The sequence below is a fragment of the Seonamhaeicola sp. genome, assembly GCF_028281565.1.
In the GTDB taxonomy this organism is placed as follows: domain Bacteria; phylum Bacteroidota; class Bacteroidia; order Flavobacteriales; family Flavobacteriaceae; genus Seonamhaeicola.
In genome coordinates this window covers 17,454-39,128 of record NZ_JANQJQ010000043.1, presented here as the reverse complement: position 1 = coordinate 39,128, position 21,675 = coordinate 17,454, and the positions used below count along the sequence as shown (strand labels likewise).

General features: G+C 38.1%; 13 protein-coding genes. 9 read left to right on the top strand and 4 right to left on the bottom strand.

Annotated features, from left to right (window positions below; genetic code table 11):
* Window positions 1-74: 74 nt before the first annotated feature.
* Complete coding sequence (locus Q0983_RS17495) at window positions 75-812, top strand: SDR family oxidoreductase (RefSeq protein ID WP_299556176.1); 738 nt, start codon at window positions 75-77, stop codon at window positions 810-812.
* A gap of 212 nt (window positions 813-1,024) precedes the next feature.
* A complete protein-coding gene (purL, locus tag Q0983_RS17490) occupies window positions 1,025-4,750 on the top strand; it encodes a phosphoribosylformylglycinamidine synthase (RefSeq protein ID WP_299556175.1) in 3,726 nt (1,241 codons plus the stop codon).
* 288 nt (window positions 4,751-5,038) lie between these two features.
* On the opposite strand, the gene ppdK is transcribed toward purL, so the two are convergent.
* From ppdK to pflB, 4 genes are all read right to left on the bottom strand, one after another.
* On the bottom strand, window positions 5,039-7,768 hold the full coding sequence (ppdK, locus tag Q0983_RS17485; protein WP_299556174.1) for a pyruvate, phosphate dikinase: 2,730 nt from the start codon (window positions 7,766-7,768) through the stop codon (window positions 5,039-5,041).
* 212 nt (window positions 7,769-7,980) lie between these two features.
* Complete coding sequence (locus Q0983_RS17480; RefSeq protein WP_299556173.1) at window positions 7,981-9,237, bottom strand: OFA family MFS transporter; 1,257 nt, start codon at window positions 9,235-9,237, stop codon at window positions 7,981-7,983.
* 29 nt (window positions 9,238-9,266) lie between these two features.
* A complete protein-coding gene (gene pflA / locus Q0983_RS17475; protein ID WP_299556570.1) occupies window positions 9,267-9,980 on the bottom strand; it encodes a pyruvate formate-lyase-activating protein in 714 nt (237 codons plus the stop codon).
* 107 nt (window positions 9,981-10,087) lie between these two features.
* Window positions 10,088-12,313 (bottom strand): formate C-acetyltransferase, encoded by a 2,226-nt coding sequence (gene pflB / locus Q0983_RS17470; RefSeq protein ID WP_299556172.1) that lies wholly within the window; start codon window positions 12,311-12,313, stop codon window positions 10,088-10,090.
* A gap of 458 nt (window positions 12,314-12,771) precedes the next feature.
* Between pflB and Q0983_RS17465 the strand changes: the two genes are divergently transcribed.
* From Q0983_RS17465 to Q0983_RS17435, 7 genes are all read left to right on the top strand, one after another.
* A complete protein-coding gene (locus Q0983_RS17465) occupies window positions 12,772-14,541 on the top strand; it encodes a long-chain fatty acid--CoA ligase (protein WP_299556568.1) in 1,770 nt (589 codons plus the stop codon).
* A gap of 140 nt (window positions 14,542-14,681) precedes the next feature.
* Complete coding sequence (locus Q0983_RS17460) at window positions 14,682-15,074, top strand: DUF1761 family protein (RefSeq protein WP_299556171.1); 393 nt, start codon at window positions 14,682-14,684, stop codon at window positions 15,072-15,074.
* A 140-nt stretch (window positions 15,075-15,214) separates the two neighbouring features.
* Window positions 15,215-15,649, top strand: a complete 435-nt coding sequence (locus Q0983_RS17455) for a MarR family transcriptional regulator (RefSeq protein WP_299556566.1) — start codon at window positions 15,215-15,217, stop codon at window positions 15,647-15,649.
* A gap of 21 nt (window positions 15,650-15,670) precedes the next feature.
* On the top strand, window positions 15,671-18,079 hold the full coding sequence (locus Q0983_RS17450) for a 3-hydroxyacyl-CoA dehydrogenase/enoyl-CoA hydratase family protein (RefSeq protein WP_299556170.1): 2,409 nt from the start codon (window positions 15,671-15,673) through the stop codon (window positions 18,077-18,079).
* A gap of 136 nt (window positions 18,080-18,215) precedes the next feature.
* Window positions 18,216-19,406, top strand: coding sequence for an acetyl-CoA C-acyltransferase (locus Q0983_RS17445; protein WP_299556169.1), 1,191 nt, complete (start codon window positions 18,216-18,218; stop codon window positions 19,404-19,406).
* A gap of 37 nt (window positions 19,407-19,443) precedes the next feature.
* Window positions 19,444-19,806, top strand: coding sequence for a four helix bundle protein (locus tag Q0983_RS17440; protein WP_299556168.1), 363 nt, complete (start codon window positions 19,444-19,446; stop codon window positions 19,804-19,806).
* 55 nt (window positions 19,807-19,861) lie between these two features.
* Window positions 19,862-21,667, top strand: a complete 1,806-nt coding sequence (locus Q0983_RS17435) for an acyl-CoA dehydrogenase family protein (RefSeq protein WP_299556167.1) — start codon at window positions 19,862-19,864, stop codon at window positions 21,665-21,667.
* The last annotated feature ends 8 nt before the right edge of the window (window positions 21,668-21,675 follow it).

Sequence of the window (21,675 nt, the reverse complement as noted above, 5' to 3'; positions counted from 1 at the left end):
ATGACAAATGATTTCATTTTTCTAGATATGATCTTTGTATTGTTAATTTATTTATCAATATAAAACATATAGAAATGAAAACAGCATTAATAACAGGAGCCAATAAAAGCATTGGCTTTGAGGCAACAAGACTGCTTTTAAAAGAAGGGTTTTTCGTTTACTTGGGAAGTAGAAATTTAGAAAATGGATTAGAAGCAGCTAATAACCTCAAAAAGGAAGGATATGAGAATGTTCAAGCCATACAAATTGATGTATGCAACCAGAACTCAATCGACACTGCACGGGAAGAAATAGAAAAACATTCGGAAATTTTGGATGTTTTGATTAACAACGCCGGAATAAGTGGAGGAATGCCTCAATCGGCGCTCGAATCAAACGTAGATGTATTTAATAAGGTTTATGACACAAATGTTTATGGTGTAATTAGAGTCACACAGGCTTTTATAAAATTATTAAAAAAATCTTCTGAACCACGAATAGTGAATGTAAGTTCAAGTCAAGGTTCACTTACTCTAGCGACTGATGAATCAAACAAATATTATCACTTTAAGGGAGCCGTATATCAATCTTCAAAATCAGCTTTAAACATGTATTCAGTTGTCCTAGCTTATGAATTACGAGAAACCCTAATTAAAGTAAATATGGTTGACCCTGGTTTTACTAAAACTGACTTCAATCATCACAGAGGAACAGGAACGGTTGAAGATGCAGCAAAAAGAATCACGAAATATGCTCTTATCAGCAACGATGGACCAACTGGAAAATTCTTTAGTGAGGAGTTTTATCCAGAGACAGGAGAATGCCCTTGGTAAAAAAAATGTTAAGTGCACATAGGGGTTATAGGCCCCTACGGCATTTAGCCAGACCGTAAAACAAATATTCCAATAATATCGATATTTACTTTCATACTCACCTGTTAAAAACCCTGTTAACATCAACCCATCCTTTCCTTAAAAAACCTTAAATGAATCGTTAAAAAAAGTGTATTTTTGCATTTTCAAATTATTCTTATAAATAGCACATAATGATTCATTTCTTTGGAAACACAAGCAGCAAGGTTTTTGCTGTTCAAACAACAAAAGAATTATCAACTGAAACCATCTCAAAATTAACCTGGTTATTCGGCAACCAGCCTAAAATAGAACAAGCATCACTAGATGCTTTTTTTGTTGGCCCACGTGCCGCTATGATCACACCCTGGAGCACTAATGCCGTGGAAATCACCCAAAACATGGGAATTACAGGCATAATGAGAATTGAGGAGTTTCAGGCGGTTTCCGAAGATTTTAAGGATTATGACCCCATGATCTCTGAGAAATTTAACGGATTGAACCAGGAATCATTTACTATTGATATTGAACCGGATCCTATTTTAGACATTGAAGATATTGCCGCCTACAACGTGCAGGAAGGCCTGTCTTTAAGTGATGAAGAAGTAGTGTATTTGGAAGGTGTCTCTAAGAAAATTGGCAGACCGTTAACTGATTCTGAAGTGTTTGGTTTTTCACAGGTGAACAGTGAACACTGTCGTCATAAAATTTTCAACGGAACCTTTGTGATCGATGGTGAAGAAAAACCAACCTCTTTGTTCAAGTTGATCAAAGAAACGTCAAAGCAAAACCCAAACGATATTGTTTCAGCTTATAAGGATAATGTGGCTTTTATTGAAGGGCCTAAAGTGGAGCAGTTTGCTCCCAAACGAGCGGATATTCCGGATTACTACACAACCGAGGATTTTGAGTCGGTAATTTCACTGAAAGCAGAAACACATAACTTCCCTACCACGGTAGAGCCTTTTAATGGGGCCGCCACCGGCTCCGGAGGGGAAATTAGAGATAGGTTAGCCGGTGGCAAAGGGTCTATTCCTTTGGCGGGAACCGCTGTTTATATGACCTCATATTCAAGATTAGAAGAAAACCGTCCCTGGGAACAGGCTTTTGAAGCACGCAAATGGTTATACCAAACACCCATGGATATTTTAATAAAAGCCTCTAACGGCGCGTCAGACTTTGGTAATAAGTTCGGGCAACCGCTTATCTGTGGTTCGGTTTTAACTTTTGAACATAAAGAGGATGCTAGAAAACTTGGTTTTGACAAAGTCATTATGCTTGCCGGTGGTATTGGCTATGGAAAAAAAGATCAGGCTTTAAAAGACACGCCTAAAACCGGGGATAAAATAGTCATTCTTGGCGGTGAAAACTACCGTATTGGTATGGGCGGTGCAGCCGTATCAAGTGCAGACACAGGGGAATTTGCTTCCGGCATTGAGTTAAATGCGGTACAACGTTCTAACCCGGAAATGCAAAAACGTGCAGCCAATGCGGTTCGCGGTATGGTGGAAAGCGAAGAAAATTTCATTGTGTCCATCCATGATCACGGTGCCGGTGGACACCTAAACTGTTTGTCTGAATTAGTTGAAGACACCGGCGGAAACATAGATCTGGATGCCTTACCTGTTGGTGACCCTACCCTATCCGACAAAGAAATTATTGGTAACGAATCCCAGGAACGTATGGGATTGGTCATTTCAGAAGAGTATATTGAAACACTAAATAAAATTGCCGACAGAGAGCGTTCGCCAATGTACACCGTTGGTGATGTTACAGGTGATGACAGATTTACATTCCAATCTAAAACCAAAGGCAACAAACCCATGGATCTAGCCATGGAAGATATGTTCGGAAGCTCGCCAAAAACTATCATGACCGATACTACGGTTGAAAGACATTATGCTGAAGTGAGTTATAATTCAGACGATTTTTACACTTATTTAGACCAGGTGTTACAATTAGAAGCTGTCGCCTGTAAGGATTGGTTAACTAATAAAGTGGATCGTTGTGTAGGGGGTAAAGTAGCCAAACAACAATGTGTTGGTCCGTTACAAATACCGTTAAATAACGTTGGTGTTATGGCGTTGGATTATAAAAGTTCCGAAGGTATTGCTACTTCGATTGGGCACTCACCGGTATCTGCATTAATTGATCCGGCTGCGGGAAGCAGAAACTCGATCACTGAGGCCCTGACTAATATTATTTGGGCACCTTTAAAAGATGGTTTGAAAAATATTTCATTATCCGCCAACTGGATGTGGCCTTGTAAAAATGAGGGCGAAGATGCCCGATTATATGAAGCCGTGGAAGCGGTTTCTAAGTTTTCTATTGATTTAGGTATCAACGTTCCAACAGGGAAAGACTCGCTATCCATGAAGCAAAAATATCCTGACGGAGATGTCATTTCTCCGGGTACGGTTATTATTTCGGCAGCCGCTAACTGTAATGATATCAATAAAATTGTGGAGCCTGTTCTTAAGAAAAATGGCGGCGATATCTACTATATCAATATCTCACAAGACGACTTTAAATTAGGTGGAAGTTCCTTCTCCCAGGTGGTTAACAAAATAGGTAATGACACCCCAAGTGTTAAAAGTGCCGCCTATGTGAAAACGGTTTTCAATACCATTCAGGATTTAATCAGAAACGAGCAAATTGTTGCCGGTCATGATGTGGCATCCGGTGGATTAATCACAACCCTTTTAGAGCTGTGTTTTGCTGATAATAATTTAGGGGCTGAATTAGACCTGTCCGGTTTAAATGAAAAGGAGTCTTTTAAACTATTATTTGCTGAAAATGCAGGTATTGTTATTCAATCCAGAGACCATTCCATTGAAACCGTATTGAGCAATGCAGGTATTGCATATCACAATATTGGGAAAGTAACTGAAAGTGACACGCTTAGTGTGATCAATAACACAGATGTATTTACCATGACCGTTTCCCGTTTAAGAGACGTGTGGTATAAAACATCCTACTTGTTAGATCAAAAACAAACCGCGAATGGTTTGGCTGAAGAGCGATATAATAATTATAAAGATCAACCTTTACAATATGCGTTCCCTGAACATTTCACCGGAAAACTAGTAGACGTCATTGCGAGTGAAACGAAGCAATCTGTAACAAATAATGAGATTACCGCGTCGCAAGCTCCTCGTAATGACAAAAAACCAAGGCCTAAAGCTGCCATACTTCGTGAAAAAGGCAGTAACTCGGAACGTGAAATGGCTAACGCCATGTATTTAGCCGGTTTTGATGTGAAGGATGTTCATATGACCGACTTAATTTCCGGTCGTGAAACTTTAGAAGACATTCAGTTCTTAGGCGCTGTAGGTGGCTTTAGTAACTCGGACGTTTTGGGGTCGGCTAAAGGTTGGGCAGGCGCCATTAAATACAACGAAAAAGCAAAACAAGTCATTAAGGATTTCTTTGCCAGAGAGGACACGCTTTCTGTGGGAATCTGTAATGGTTGTCAGCTTTGGATGGAATTAGACCTCATCAATCCGGACCATGAGATCCATGGTAAAATGCATCATAATGATTCGCATAAACACGAAAGTGCTTTTACGTCGGTTAAAATTCAGGAGAATAATTCCGTGATGTTATCGTCATTGGCGGGAAGTACTTTAGGGGTTTGGATCTCTCATGGTGAAGGGAAGTTCAGTTTACCATATGATGAAGACCGATACAATATTGTTGCGAAATACGGTTACGAAGGGTATCCACATAATCCTAACGGCTCTGACTTTAACACGGCCATGATGAGTGATAAAACAGGTCGTCATTTGGTAACTATGCCACACATTGAGCGCTCTACGTTCCAATGGAATTGGGCTCATTATCCTGATGGACGCAAAGACCAGGTTTCTCCCTGGTTGGAAGCTTTTGTAAATGCCAGAAAGTGGGTTGAAAAACATTAATCAATTCTTGTCACCCTGAACTCTTTTCAGGGTCCTGAGGCACTTATACAATGCATAATTGAGATGCTGAAACAAGTTCAGCATGACACAAAATTTGAGCTGTCATTCCAAATTCGTTTCGGAATCTATAATTGTTCATTGCAAATCCTAAATCTTGAAATGAGATGCTGAAATAAATTCAGCATGACAGAGATCGGGTCTAGCAAGACAAGATGTACTAAAAAGAAAACCCTCAAAGGTCACATATACCTTGAGGGTTTCCAATCAAAAAAAGAAAAACGGAAAACACTATCTGGTTGCTTTAATAGCAGCTTGTGCTGCAGCAACTCTGGCGATAGGAACTCTAAATGGAGAACAACTTACGTAGTTCATCCCTGCATTATAGCAGAACTCAACAGAGTTTGGTTCACCACCGTGTTCACCACATATACCTACTTTCAGATCTTTTTTAGTTGAACGCCCTTTGGCAGTTCCCATTTCTACTAATTGTCCAACACCTTCCTGATCTAAAACTTCAAAAGGATCAACTTTTAATATGCCTTTTTCAATGTATACCGGTAAGAATTTACCAGCATCATCTCGGGAATATCCAAATGCCATTTGCGTTAAATCATTGGTTCCAAATGAGAAGAAATCAGCTTTTTCAGCGATTAAATCTGCCGTTAAAGCAGCACGAGGAATTTCAATCATAGTTCCTACCAAATACTCAACGGTATCATTTCTTTCTTCAAACACTTTATCGGCAGTAGCCCTAATGACAGCCTCCTGACTTTCAAATTCGGCTATAGTACCAATTAAAGGAATCATGATCTCAGGTTTAGCTTCAATGCCTCTTTCCTTAAGGTTTAATGCTGCCTCTATAATGGCTCTTGCTTGCATTTCAGTTATTTCGGGATAAGTAATTCCTAACCTACAACCTCTGTGTCCTAACATGGGGTTAAACTCCTCAAGTTCAGCTACCTTATTTTTAACCTCCTGCAACGTAATATGCATATCTTCGGCTAAATTTCTTTGAGTTTCTAACTGATGTGGTACAAATTCATGCAAAGGCGGGTCTAACAACCTTACCGTAACAGGAAGTCCTTCCATGGCTTCAAAAATGCCTTCAAAATCTGAACGCTGCATGGGCAATAACTCTTTTAAAGCTTCTTTTCTACCTTTTACAGTACCGGCAAGAATCATTTCACGCATAGCTTTAATTCTGTCTACTTCAAAGAACATATGCTCTGTACGTGTTAATCCAATACCTTGAGCTCCAAAATTACGTGCTACTTTGGCATCTTTTGGCGTGTCTGCATTGGTTCTAACCTGCATCTTGGTGAATTTCTCTGCCAAATCCATTATTTCAGCAAACTCACCACCTAATTCCGGTTCAATTGTAGGCACTTTACCTTCAAAAATATTACCTGTAGAACCGTTTAAAGAAATCCAGTCTCCTTCATGATATTCATGACCGTCAACTGTTAAGGTACGTGACTTGTAGTCAATTTTTAATGCCCCTGCACCAGACACACAACATTTACCCATACCACGTGCTACAACAGCCGCGTGAGATGTCATACCACCACGAGCGGTTAATATACCTTTGGCAATGTTCATACCTTCCAGATCTTCGGGAGACGTTTCAATTCTAACTAAAATACTACTCTTGTATTTATCTGCTTCATCTGCGAAGAAAACTATTTTACCGGTAGCTGCTCCGGGAGATGCAGGAAGCCCTTGCGCTATTGCCTGAGCACTTTCTAATGCTTTCGGATCAAAAACAGGGTGCAACAATTCGTCTAATTTGTTAGGTTCTATTTGCAGTAGTGCTTCTTCTTCAGTAATTAAACCTTCTTTACAGGCATCCATAGCAATCTTAACCATGGCCGCACCGGTACGTTTACCATTACGTGTTTGAAGTATCCAAAGTTTACCTTGCTGAATGGTGAACTCCATATCCTGCATATCGCGATAATGCTTTTCAAGAATATCCTGATATTCGTTTAACTCCTGATATATTTCAGGCATTAACTCTTCTAAAGAAGGGTAGTTTTTAATTCTGTCTTCTTCTTCTACCTGAGCTAATTCTGCCCAACGTTGGGACCCTATTTTTGTGATTTGCTGAGGCGTTCTTACACCGGCAACCACATCTTCTCCCTGTGCATCAATTAAGTACTCTCCATTAAAGATATTCTCTCCGGTTGCAGCATCTCTTGTAAAACAAACACCGGTTCCTGAATCCAGTCCCATATTACCATACACCATAGCCTGAACATTAACCGCTGTTCCCCACTCTGATGGATAACCATTCATATTTCTATAATATACTGCTCTATCACCGTTCCAACTGTTAAATACGGCTATAATGGCCCCTGTTAACTGCTCCCATGGATCTGTTGGAAAATCATGACCCGTACGTTTTTTTACAGCTTCTTTAAAGTCATATACAAGGTCCTTTAAATCCTGAATGGTGAATTCTGTATCTAATTCAATTTCTCTCTTATTTTTGAGAGCTTCCATGATTTCTTCAAACGGATCAATATCTTCTTTGGATTCCGGTTTCATTCCTAAAACCACACCACCATACATTTGGATAAAGCGTCTGTATGAATCCCAGGCAAAACGCTCATTATTCGTTTGTTTTGCAATTCCTAATACGGCATCATCATTAAGACCTAAGTTTAATACGGTATCCATCATACCTGGCATAGAAACCCTGGCTCCGGAACGCACAGAAATAAGTAATGGATTTTCTTTATCTCCAAACTTGGTTCCCATAATGTCCTCTATATTAGCTATTGCGGCCTCCACCTCATCTCTAATAAAGTCCATGGCGGCTTCTTCACCTAATTCATTGTATTCCGTACAAACTTCAGTAGTAATTGTAAATCCAGGTGGAACCGGAATTCCAATTGAGCTCATTTCAGCTAAATTGGCACCTTTACCTCCTAAGAGATTTTTCATTTCGCGATTCCCATCGGCCTCTTTATTACCAAATTTATAGACCCGTGTTTTCACATTTTCTAGTAATTCCATAATATTTATTTTTGATTACATTTTTTTTAAAAATTCCATATAAAAGTACGTCTAAATGGAAGACATTTTCATGATATAAATCATATAATCCCTTTAAAATCAAGAGTTTTTCAGAAATTTTTATGTGATAGCAAAAAACCCCGAAGCAACAATGATCTGCCTCGGGGTTTTTCAATAAAAAAAGAAAAAATGGAAGTTGCTAAAATTTGGTTTTAAGCAAATTTTAAACCTTTATTTATTTTTCTGTAGGCCATTGTGACCGTTCGTTTCATTAATAGCGATACCACAAATGCTACTACAAATAATCCTGCAAATACTGCCAAAGTAGCATCTAATGATCCGGTGGCATTTTTAACCACATCGTAAATGGTTGGTCCCACTACACCGGCTAATGCCCAGGCCGTTAAAACCATACCATGAATAGCACCTAACTGTTTCGTTCCGAATAAGTCACCTAAGAAAGCTGGTAAAGTTGCAAAACCACCACCGTACATAGTAATTACAGTAAATAATACTACTAGGAATGCCAATTCCATGGATATCTGAGGTAAGAACCAGAAGGCCATGATCTGGAAAGCGAAAAATATAATATACGTATTTGCCCGTCCCAGATAGTCTGATAAACTAGACCACATGATTCTACCTATGCCATTAAACACACCTATTAAACCAACTACCGCTGCTGCCTCCATTGGAGAATAATTTAACTTCTCCTGCATCATTGGACTGGCAGCCGAAATCACGGCGATACCACAGGCGATGTTTACAAACATCATAATCCAGATATAGTAAAAACGTGATGTCTTTAAGGCTTCATTAGCCGTGATATTGGAAATATCTGCTTTAATAGTTTTTCCTTCTCCGGGTTTGAAACCATCAGGCATATACCCTTCGGGTGGTCTTTCAATATATCTTGCTGAAGCTAAGATTAAAATCATATAAATAGCTCCCAGAATATAGAAGGCATTCGATACTCCCACAGCATCAAACAATGATTGCATTACCGGACCAAAAATCAGAGCGGCAAAACCAAAGCCCATAATGGCCATACCTGTTGCCAAGCCACGTCTGTCCGGGAACCATTTTACTAAGGTGCTTACCGGTGTAATGTACCCTAAACCTAGTCCAATACCACCAATAACACCGTAGCACAGATAGAACATCCAAAGCGATTCTAATTGTACTGCAAGCCCGGAACCTAAAATACCAAATCCGTAAAATAAGCCCGCAGTAGTACCGCTAATTCTAGGGCCTACTTTTTCAACCCAGCGTCCTAAAAAAGCCGCGGATAATCCTAATAATAATATGGCAATTTTAAAGGCCCATTTAATGACGCTTCCATCTACGTCGAAAATATCTTTTACCGGATTGGTCATAACCGAATAGGCATAAACCGACCCAATGGAAATATGTATCCCCACTGCCGATGCTGCTATTAACCAACGATTCTTTAACTTTTGTGTTTTCATGATTCTTCTTTTGTTGTTGATAACATCAACTAATTTATTTTTACTTCTTTGAAATATTGCTCTAAAATTTTAACAGCGTCATTGATTTCTTCTTCTGTGTTTTCGCGAGCATCTTTTAATTTATATTCCCAACCTAATTTTTCCCATTTATGGACACCAAGCATGTGGTAAGGTTGAATTTCAATTTTTTCAATAGTCTTATAATCCTTAAAGTAGTTCCCCATCTCGTGAAGTAACTCGGGTTTGTTTGTTATTCCCGGAATAAGCACATAACGTAGCCACATGGGCTTTCCTGAAGCTTCTCTGTGTTTGGCAAAATTGAATGTGGTTTCTTTATTTTTCTGACCGGTTATCATTTGGTATCCGTCTTCACGCATATGTTTGATATCAAGCATTACTAAATCGGTATACTTATCTAATAACTCTTCAATAAAATGATTTAACAATCTGCCATTAGTATCAATATTGGTATGAATGCCTTCTTCCTTCAGCCTTTGAAAAAAATGGATTAATTCTTTAGACTGAAGTAACGGTTCTCCACCGGATACCGTAACGCCACCAAACTCCCCAAAATAAGATTTCATATTGATGGCTCTTTTAACCAAGCTTTCAATAGGATGCTCTTCTCCTCCATGTGTATCGATGGTATCAGGGTTATGGCAATACAAACACTTTAGTTTACAACCTTGTAAAAATACGACCATACGAATTCCGGGCCCGTCATGCGTACCAAACGATTCTATTGAATGGACTCTTAATGTATAATCTGAAGTTTTGATAAGGCTTTCGTTTAAATTAGAACTTCCGAAAATTTTGGGTTTTCGGAAGTTCTTACTTGACTAATTTATAATTACATTGAATCATGGAATGATCTGGTAATCACTTCTAATTGCTGTTCTTTTGTCAATCTGATAAAGTTTACAGCATATCCTGAAACCCTGATGGTTAACTGTGGGTATTCTTCAGGATGTTCCATAGCATCCAGCAATGTTTCCTTGTTTAAAACATTTACATTCAAATGCTGTGCATTTCTTGAGAAATAACCATCGAGCGTCGTTGACAAGTTTAATATTCTATCTTCTTCCGTAGCTCCTAATGATTTAGGAACAATTGAGAAGGTGTTAGAAATACCGTCCTGAGAATCGCAATAATCAATCTTAGCAACTGAGTTTAATGATGCAATGGCTCCGTGAGTGTCACGTCCGTGCATTGGGTTAGCACCCGGTGCAAATGGAACGCCTTTGGCTCTACCATCAGGTGTGGCTCCGGTTTTCTTACCGTAAACCACGTTAGAGGTGATTGTTAATACAGACATGGTTGGTTCTGCATTTTTATAAACCGGTAAGGCCTTTAATTCGTTATTGAAATCTGCAACCGCATCATGAGCAAAAATATCTACTCGGTCATCATCATTTCCATATTTAGGGAAGTCACCTTCAATTTCAAAATCAATAGTTAAACCGTCTTCATTTCTTATTGGTTTCACTTTAGCATACTTGATAGCCGACAATGAATCTGCTACAATTGATAAACCTGCCACACCGTAAGCAATGTTAATTTCAGGATTGGTATCAATTAATGCCATTTGGGCTTTTTCGTAGTAATATTTGTCGTGCATGTAGTGAATAATATTCATAGAATCGTTATACACACGTGCCACTTCTTTCATAGCTATTTTAAAGTTAGCCATTACTTTATCAAAGTCTAAGTAATCACCGGCCATTGGTTCAATACCTTCAACCATCTGAGTTCCGGTATTCTCGCAACGTCCACCATTAATTGCTAATAACAATGTTTTAGCTAAGTTAGTACGTGCTCCAAAGAATTGAATTTGTTTACCTAAGGCCTGGTAAGATACGCAACAAGCAATGCCGTAGTCATCAGAACCTCTCATTTCACGCATCATATCATCATTTTCAAACTGAATTGAAGAGGTATCAATCGCTACTTTAGAACAGTAATTTTTAAAGTTCTTAGGTAAGTTGTTAGACCAAAGAATTGTAATATTTGGTTCTGGTGATGGCCCTAAGTTATATAATGTATTTAAGAAACGGAATGATGTTTTGGTAACCTTGGTTCTTCCGTCTGCAAACATACCTCCGATGGCTTCGGTTACCCAGGTTGGGTCACCGGCAAAAATCTCATCGTAAGCTCCCATTCTTAAGTGACGTACCATACGTAATTTCATTACGAACTGGTCTATATATTCCTGAGCTTCAATTTCGGTAATTAATCCTTTTTCTAAATCTTTCTCGATATAAATATCTAAGAAAGAAGATACATTACCTAAAGACATGGCAGCACCGTCTTGTTCTTTTACGGCTGCTAAATATCCCATATAAGTCCATTGTACGGCCTCCTGGGCATTTTCTGCAGGACGGGATAGATCAAGGCCATAGGCTTTACCCATTTCTATCATGTCCTTTAAAGCCTTAATCTGGTCAGTCACTTCCTCGCGTAAACGAATTACAGCATCCGTCATTGGCCCGGTAATGGCATTATGGTCTGCTTTTTTAGCTTCAATTAACTTATCAATACCATATAAAGCAACGCGACGGTAATCTCCAATAATTCTACCACGGGCATAGTTATCAGGTAAACCCGTTAAAAGTCCTAAAGAACGGAATCTTCTGATTTCCTCATTATAAGCAGAAAATACGCCGTCGTTATGAGATTTCACATACTTGGTGAATAATTCTGAAACCGTGTCGCTGGCAACTAACCCATGCTCTTCCAAAGCTTTTTGCACCACTTTGAATCCACCAAAAGGCTTCATGGCACGCTTAAGTAATTCATCGGTCTGTAAACCAACAATAACTTCATTCTCCTTATCTATATATCCTGCCCCAAAGTTACTGATACCGGAAATGGTTTCCGTGTCTACAGAACGAACGCCATTGTTTTGACGTTCTTCTTTTGATGCTTCCAAACAAACATCCCAAAGTTTTTTAGTACGCTCACTTGGTCCTACTAAAAACTCTTCGCTTCCGTAATAAGGTGTTACATTATTAACGACGAAATTTCTAACATCAATCGTGTCATTCCAAACACCATTTTTAAACGCTTTTACTTCCATTTTTATATAATTTTATTGTATTCTGATTTGTTATACCAAAGTTACGCTACCACCCCAAATATTAAACTGACTTTTGTCATAAAACCTTGATATAACAGGGTTTTACGATTAAAACAGTTTACGAAAACGTTTGAGTTTTCGTTTAATTTTAACGAATTTTTGAAAGTTTTAAGACTAAGATCTATAAATACTTAAAGTGGATTAACTTTTTTATAATTTTTAGCAGTTTTTATTACTTAAAATTGCAGTTTTCATAAAAATTCAAAAAAATAAGCTGACAAATTCAAAGAAAAAACAAAAATCCGGAATAATTATTAAAGAATATGACTAATTAATATTAAAAACAAAATGGCCTGGTCTTTCAGGTTATTATAATCTGTAATTATTATTTCATCCTTTGAATGCAATTTGAAAATCCTATTTATTTTCATATTTTGGTTGCATCACATTTAGAACGCATGAAAGAGATTACCAGAATTTTTGATTTTCCGCAATACCAACTTGAGAAGTTTAACTTAGACAAAGCATTTACTTCAAAATATAATGGTAAATGGGTTAGTATTTCTTCCCGGGAGTACATCGATCAGGCTAATCAAGTTAGTAGGGGTCTATTGCGTTTAGGTGTTAAGGCCAACGATAAAATCGCGGTAATATCCACAACCAATAGAACAGAATGGAATGTTTTGGATATAGGCGTGCTACAAATTGGTGCACAAAATGTACCTATATACCCAACTATTTCCAAAGAAGAATACGAATATGTTTTAAATCATTCTGAAGCGACTTACTGTTTTGTTTCAGACGATACTATTTTAGAAAAACTAAATCAAATAAAAGGGAATACTAAACTCAAAGAAGTTTATACGTTTAACGAGATTGAAGGTGAAAAAAACTGGAAAGACGTTTTAGATTTAGGTGAAGATCTTGCAAATCAAAAAGAGGTTGAAGAACGAAAGAATACTGTAAAACCGGAAGATTTAGCGACCCTTATTTACACTTCGGGAACTACCGGAACACCAAAAGGGGTTATGCTGTCTCATAATAACCTGGTTTCTAATGTTATTGATAGTTCATCCCGTGTTCCTATGGAGCATGGCAAATCTTCGGCTTTAAGTTTTTTACCGGTTTGTCACGTGTTTGAACGTATGATTCTTTACCTCTATCAATATTGTGGCATTGAGATCTATTTTGCTGAAAGTATTGAAACCATAAGTGACAATTTAAAAGAAGTCAAACCTTCTATAATGACAGCTGTTCCAAGGCTTTACGAAAAAGTTTATGATAAAATTATTGCTAAAGGCACGGACCTGAAGGGCATTAAAAAAATGTTGTTCTTTTGGGCCGTTAATTTGGGCTTAAAGTACGAGCCTTATGGTAAAAACGGACGGTGGTATGAATATAAACTGAAAGTTGCCAGAAAGTTGATTTTTAGCAAATGGAAAGAAGGTCTAGGTGGGAATCTTAATACTTTGGTGTCTGGAAGTGCCGCTTTACAACCCAGGTTGATCAGAATATTTTCTGCAGCAGAAATGCCCATTTTAGAAGGCTATGGACTTACAGAAACCTCTCCTGTTATATCAGTAAATTGCCCGTTTAATATGGGTATTAAAATAGGAACGGTTGGCAGGATAATTGACAATGTTGATGTTAAAATTGCTGATGATGGCGAAATATTGGTAAAGGGCCCGAATGTGATGATGGGCTACTATAAGGACCCTGAAAGAACTTCTCAGGTTATGACCGGAGATTATTTTCACACCGGTGATATTGGAGAATTATGTGATGACAATTTCTTGAAAATTACAGACCGGAAAAAAGACATGTTTAAAACCTCAGGAGGTAAATATGTAGTGCCTGCACTGTTAGAAAATCAATTCAAACAATCCCGCTTTATAGAACAGATCATGGTCATTGGTGAAGGTCAGAAAATGCCTGCTGCTCTAATTCAGATTAATTATGAATTTGTTGAAGAATGGGCAAGAAGACATGATATTACTTTTACTTCTAAAGAGGATACTATTTCTAACCCCATATTAATAGAACGTATTCAGGAAGAAATTGATGAAGCTAACACCAATTTTGGAAAATGGGAACAAATTAAAAGGTTTGAAATCACTCCGGATGTTTGGACTATTGATGATGGCCACCTCACCCCTACTATGAAAATGAAACGCAGAGCCATCAAAGAAAAATACAAAGGCCTGATAGAGAAGATCTACAGTAATTAGCCCGGAAAATCTTCAAATTATTTAATTCTTAACCGAATCTAATATATTTTGTGATTTTAATAAAAATACAAACACATATTTAACGATTTATCATTTTTTATGTATTTTTAGTGCCATCTAACTAATAAACATATTAAAAAATGAAAACAAAAAATTTCTTAGTTGCCGGTATTGCTGGCGGAATTGTAGATTACCTTTTAGGATGGTTATTTTACGGAATAGTATTTAAAGATTCCTTTCCTCAACCGGAAGAAAGTTCTCAAACCATGATATTTATTTTGTTGGGATGTTTAACTTTTGGCCTATTTATATCCTATATATATAATCAATGGGCCCAAATCTCTACTTTAGCCACCGGTGCAAAAGCGGGTATTGTTATCGGGATATTCATGGGGTTAATAACTAACTTTTTTAGAATAGCCATGACCCCGGAAACTACTTTTCAATTAGCAGCACTGGATGTTGGAATATCTATTGTATTGGCTACTGTTGTAGGTGCAGTTGTTGGTTTGATCAATGGTAAAATGGGATAAATCACACATATATTATATATAAAAAAATAACACCTTACAGTGCTGTAAGGTGTTATTTTTTTTACAACGAAATTATATTTTCCTTACTATATTATGCATGCATAATAAATTTTTTTATATTTGGATATTAACTACTAATGATGAAGGACAAAACTATTGATTATGTACTAAGAACCACCTGGCTTACGGTTCAAAAAATGTACAATGAAGAGGCCGCTAAATTTGAGAGCACCATGGCAACGGGGTTTACCTTGTTAAGTATTGACCCGGAAAAAGGCACGCCATCAACGGCCCTGGGCCCGAAAATGGGTATGGAAGCAACAAGTTTATCAAGAATATTAAAAACTATGGAAAAAAGAGGATTGATAGAAAGACAACCTAATCCTAAAGATGGCAGAGGTGTATTAATTCATTTAACGGAATTCGGTCAGGAAAAAAGAGCCCTTTCAAGAGAAAAAGTCCTCACCTTTAATGAAACTATCAGAAACAATATTTCGGAAGAAAAAATGGACCATTTTTACGAAGTTGCCGAACTCATTGTAGACATGGTTTCCAAAAAAAAAAATTTACAATAAAAATAATTAGTTTTAACAGTAATGGGTAAACGGATTATAAAAAAAATTGCAGTTATCGGATCTGGAATTATGGGAAGCGGCATTGCTTGTCATTTTGCCAACATTGGTGTAGAGGTCTTATTATTAGACATTGTTCCCAGAGAGTTAAATGACATTGAAAAAGCTAAGGGGCTAACTTTAGAAGATAAAGTCGTTAGAAACCGTTTGGTAAATGATGCCCTAAAAAAGGCTTTAAAGTCTAAGCCCTCACCTATTTACCATCAAAAATTTGCCGGTAGGATCATTACCGGTAACTTAGAAGATGATATTTCCATGGTAAAAGATGTTGATTGGATTATTGAAGTGGTCGTTGAACGCTTAGATATTAAAAAACAGGTTTTTGAAAACCTGGATAAGCATAGAACTCCCGGAACGCTTATTACATCTAATACCTCAGGAATTCCTATTAAGTTCATGAGTGAAGACAGAAGTGACGATTTTCAAGAACATTTCTGCGGCACACATTTCTTTAATCCCGCCAGATACTTAAAACTATTTGAAATTATTCCAGGTCCAAAAACCTCTCAGGACGTTTTGGATTTCCTTAATAATTATGGTGAGCAATACCTGGGAAAAACTTCAGTAGTAGCCAAAGATACCCCCGCCTTTATAGGCAACCGTATTGGGATTTTTGGTATTCAGTCTTTATTCCATCAGGTAAAAGAACTAGGACTAACTATTGAAGAAGTGGATAAACTTACCGGTCCGGTTATAGGACGACCAAAATCAGCCACTTTTAGAACAGTGGATGTGGTTGGTTTAGACACCCTGGTTCATGTAGCTAATGGTATTCATGAGAATTGTCCTGATGATGAGGCACATGAGTTATTTAAACTACCGGATTTTGTTGACACCATGATGGAAAATAAGTGGTTAGGTAGTAAAACAGGGCAAGGTTTCTACAAAAAAGTTAAAGGTGATAATGGTAAAAGTGACATCCTATCCTTAGACCTGGACACTTTAGAATACCGTAGTAAAAAGAAAGCAAAATTTGCCACTTTAGAACTCACAAAACCTGTTGAAAAAGTCATTGACAGATTCAAAATATTAGTTTCGGGAAAAGATAAAGCCGGCGCATTTTACAGAAAAAACTTTGCCGCTATGTTTGCTTATGTTTCAAACAGAATTCCTGAAATATCCGATGAGCTTTTTAAGATTGACGATGCTATGAAAGCCGGTTTTGGATGGGAACACGGTCCGTTTCAAATCTGGGATGCCATCGGGGTTGAAAAAGGGATAGAAATTATGAAGGCCGAAGGCCTGGAACCGGCTTCCTGGGTAAATGATATGTTGGCTTCAGGTAGTTCGTCGTTCTATACCGTTGAAAATGGAGCTACTTATTATTATGACATTCCAACTAAATCCCAAACTAAAAAACCGGGACAAGATGCTTTTATTATTCTGGATAATATTAGAAAAAGCAACGAAGTATTTAAAAATTCCGGCGTTGTTATTGAAGATCTAGGAGACGGTATTATAAACTGCGAATTCCAGTCTAAAATGAACACTATTGGTGGTGACGTTTTAGCCGGATTAAATAAAGCCATAGATTTGGCCGAAAAGGATTTCGAGGGATTAATTATTGGCAATCAGGGCGCTAATTTCTCAGTTGGTGCCAATATTGGTATGATCTTCATGATGGCGGTAGAACAGGAATACGATGAACTTAACGGAGCAATCAAGTATTTTCAGGATACTATGATGCGTATGCGTTATTCATCCATCCCAACTATTTCTGCGCCTCATGGATTATCATTAGGCGGGGCATGTGAACTCTCATTGCATGCCGATAAAGTTGTGGCTGCGGCCGAAACTTATATAGGTTTAGTTGAATTTGGGGTAGGCGTCATTCCCGGTGGCGCCGGTTCCAAAGAAATGGCCCTTAGAGCTTCTGATACTTTTAGAAAGGGGGATGTGGAACTGAATATTCTCCAGGAATACTTCCTGACTATTGGTATGGCAAAAGTAGCTACATCGGCTTATGAAGCGTTTGATATGGGGCTGCTTCAAAAGGGGAAAGATATCGTTGTTGTTAATAAAGACCGACAAATTGCCACAGCTAAAGCCCATGCCAGAATCATGGCTGATGCCGGTTATACCCAACCCATCAGACGTAAAGATGTAAAAGTTCTTGGTAAACAGGCGTTAGGTATGTTTTTAGTAGGAACCGATGCCATGGAAGCTTCAAATTATATAAGTGAACATGACCAGAAAATTGCTAACAAACTGGCATATGTGATGGCAGGCGGTGATCTATCCGAACCCACCTTAGTAAGTGAACAATATTTGTTAGACCTTGAACGAGAAGCTTTCTTAAGCTTGTGCACGGAACGTAAAACTTTAGAGCGCATTCAGCACATGTTAAAAACAGGAAAACCACTTAGGAATTAAGAAAAGCCCCTCCTAGCCTTCCCAAAAGGGGAGGAAGCTAAAGGTGGCGTTTTATAATTTAAATTAAAAATGTATAATAATTAAAAATATATCCCTTAAAACTCCCTTTCCTTAGGAGAGGGCTGGGGAGAGGCTTATGAAAACCGCATATATAGTCAAAGCATATAGAACCGCTGTCGGTAAAGCACCAAAAGGCTTATTCCGTTTTAAACGAACGGATGAGTTGGCTGCCGAGACCATACAGCATATGATGAAAGAACTTCCTCAATTAGATAAAACCAGGATTGATGATGTGATTGTTGGTAACGCCATGCCAGAGGGGTCACAAGGCCTGAATATGGCGCGTTTAATTTCTTTAATGGGGTTAAATAGTGTTGATGTTCCCGGTGTAACGGTAAACAGGTTTTGTTCTTCCGGAGTTGAAACTATTGCCATTGCAGTAGCCAAAATTCAATCGGGAATGGCAGAATGTATTATTGCGGGAGGTGCAGAAAGCATGAGTGCGGTTCCTATGACCGGTTTTAAACCTGAGTTAAACTATGACATTGTAAATGCCGGTCACGAAGATTATTACTGGGGCATGGGAAATACAGCCGAAGCTGTTGCAAATCAATTCAATGTATCCCGGGAAGATCAGGATGCGTTTGCATACAACTCACACATGAAAGCCTTAAAGGCCCAGGCAGAAGACCGCTTCCAGGATCAAATAGTTCCTATTGAAGTAAATCAAACCTATATTGATACCAACGGAAAGAAAGCTACTAAAACCTATACGGTAACAAAAGATGAAGGTCCAAGAAAAGGAACTAGTTTAGAAGCGCTTGCCAAATTGCGTCCGGTATTTGCTCAGGGCGGCAGTGTAACGGCCGGTAATTCATCGCAAATGAGTGACGGTGCTGCTTTTGTTTTGGTAATGAGTGAAGGCATGGTAAAGGAACTAAACCTGGAGCCCATTGCCAGATTAGTAAATTACGCTGCTGCCGGTGTTGAACCTCGAATCATGGGGATTGGCCCGGTAAAAGCTATTCCAAAAGCTCTGAAACTGGCCGGATTAAAACAAGACGATTTGGAACTTATTGAATTAAACGAAGCCTTTGCGTCTCAATCCTTAGCCGTCATTAGAGAGTTGAACTTAAACCCGGATATTATTAATGTAAATGGTGGTGCCATTGCTTTAGGACATCCTTTAGGTTGCACAGGAACAAAACTTTCAGTACAACTATTTGATGAAATGCGAAAACGCGATATGACAGGAAAATACGGTGCCGTGACCATGTGTGTTGGAACCGGTCAAGGGGCATGCGGAATTTTTGAATTTATTTCATAGATAAAAGAATATAGAGAAAAGAGAAAAGACTTACATAATGACTAAAAAGAGGCATAACTATAAAAATCTTAAAATATGGCAATTGGGGTTAGAAATTGCAAATGATGTTTCTGACTTACTAGTAGATTTCCCCAGGCATGAACGTTTTGATTTAAGCTCTCAAATAAGCAATTGTTCTGTATCAATGCTAAGCAACATTGCGGAAGGTTCCTCCAGAACAGACAAATCTTTCAGTCATTTTTTAGATATTTCATTAGGTTCATCTTTTGAGTTAGGCACGCAATTATTGGTTGCAAAACACAGAAATTATATAAATAACGATACTTTAAAAAAACTTGAAGAAAAAATAGAAGAATTTCAACGAATGACCATGGGTTTTCAAAATGGCTTAAGTGGTTAGAAACCCATATCTTTTTTCTATTCTCTATTTTCTCTATTCAAATAAAGAAAAAGCTATGGAAGAAAAAAACATATTAAGAGGCGGACAATTTCTTGTAAAAGAAACGAATTGCGAAGATATCTTTACACCCGAAGACTTCAATGAAGACCAGCTTATGATGAAAGAAGCTGTTACCGAATTTGTTGACAGAGAGATTTGGGCCAAAAAAGCACAATTTGAAAAGAAAGATTATGACTTAACCGAGTCCTGCATGCGTAAAGCCGGCGAACTTGGGTTCTTAAGTATTGCTGTCCCCGTGGAATACGGAGGTATGGGCATGGGGTTTGTTGACACCATGTTGGTATGTGATTATATTTCCGGAGCTACAGGTTCTTTTAGTACCGCTTTTGGTGCGCATACAGGTATTGGAACCATGCCGATTACTTTATACGGCACGGAAGAACAAAAACAAAAATATGTTCCAAAATTAGCCAGCGGAGAATGGTTTGGTTCTTATTGTTTAACCGAACCCAGTGCAGGTAGTGATGCCAATTCAGGAAAAACAAAGGCAGTACTATCAGAAGACGGTAAATCGTATAAAATTACCGGTCAGAAAATGTGGATCTCCAATGCCGGCTTCTGTAGCCTGATGATTGTATTTGCCAGAATTGAAGACGACAAATACATCACCGGATTTATTGTTGAATACGATCCTGAAAACCCGAATGGTATCACCATGGGTGAAGAAGAACATAAATTAGGAATTCGGGCTTCTTCCACACGTCAGGTGTTCTTTAACGATACTGTTGTTCCGGTAGAAAATATGCTGTCTGTTCGGGGTAATGGCTTTAAAATAGCTATGAATGCACTTAATGTAGGGAGAATAAAATTGGCTGTGGCATGTATAGATGCCCAACGTAGAACGATTTCAGAATCCATTAAATACGCTAACGAACGTATTCAGTTTAAAACACCCATTTCCAGCTTTGGGGCTATAAGGCAAAAAATAGCTGAAATGGCTACCAACTGTTGGGTTGGGGAAGCCGGGTGCTATAGGGCTGCAAAAAATATTCAGGACCGAATAGAACTCAGGCGTCAAAATGGAAAAGACTCGCATCAGGAAGCCGAATTAAAAGGGGTTGAAGAGTACGCTATTGAATGTTCTATTCTTAAAGTAGCTATTTCAGAATTTGTACAAAGATGCACCGATGAAGGCATTCAAATCTTAGGTGGTATGGGATTCTCTGAAGAAACGCCCATGGAATCCGCCTGGAGAGACGCCCGTATTTCCAGAATTTACGAAGGCACCAATGAGATTAACAGGATGCTAAGCATTGGCATGCTTATTAAAAAAGCCATGAAAGGCCATGTGGATGTATTAACACCGGCTATGGCTGTAAAAGATGAATTGATGGGAATACCATCGTTTGATACACCGGACTTCTCAGAACTATTTTCAGAAGAAAAAAGCATTATTAAAAATCTTAAAAAATTATTCTTAATGGTTGCCGGTGCGGCATTGGAGAAATACGGTGAAAAAATTGAAGAACAGCAACAACTCATGTTAGCGGCCTCCGATATTTTAATTCAAATATATTTAGCAGAATCGGCTATTCTAAGGGCAGAAAAAATGGCTAATAAAGAGGGGGAAGATAAAGCTAAGGAGCAAATAGCTATGGCTAAATTAAACTTATTCCATGCTATTGATGTCATTGAAACAGCTGGAAAGCATTCTATAATCTCCTTCTCTAGTGGAGATGAACAGCGTATGATGCTTATGGGCTTAAAACGTTATATTAAATACGTGAATATGCCTAATATTATTGAGTTGAGAAATATCATTGCCAATAAAGTAACTAAAGAAAACAAATATTGTTTTTAATATAAAGT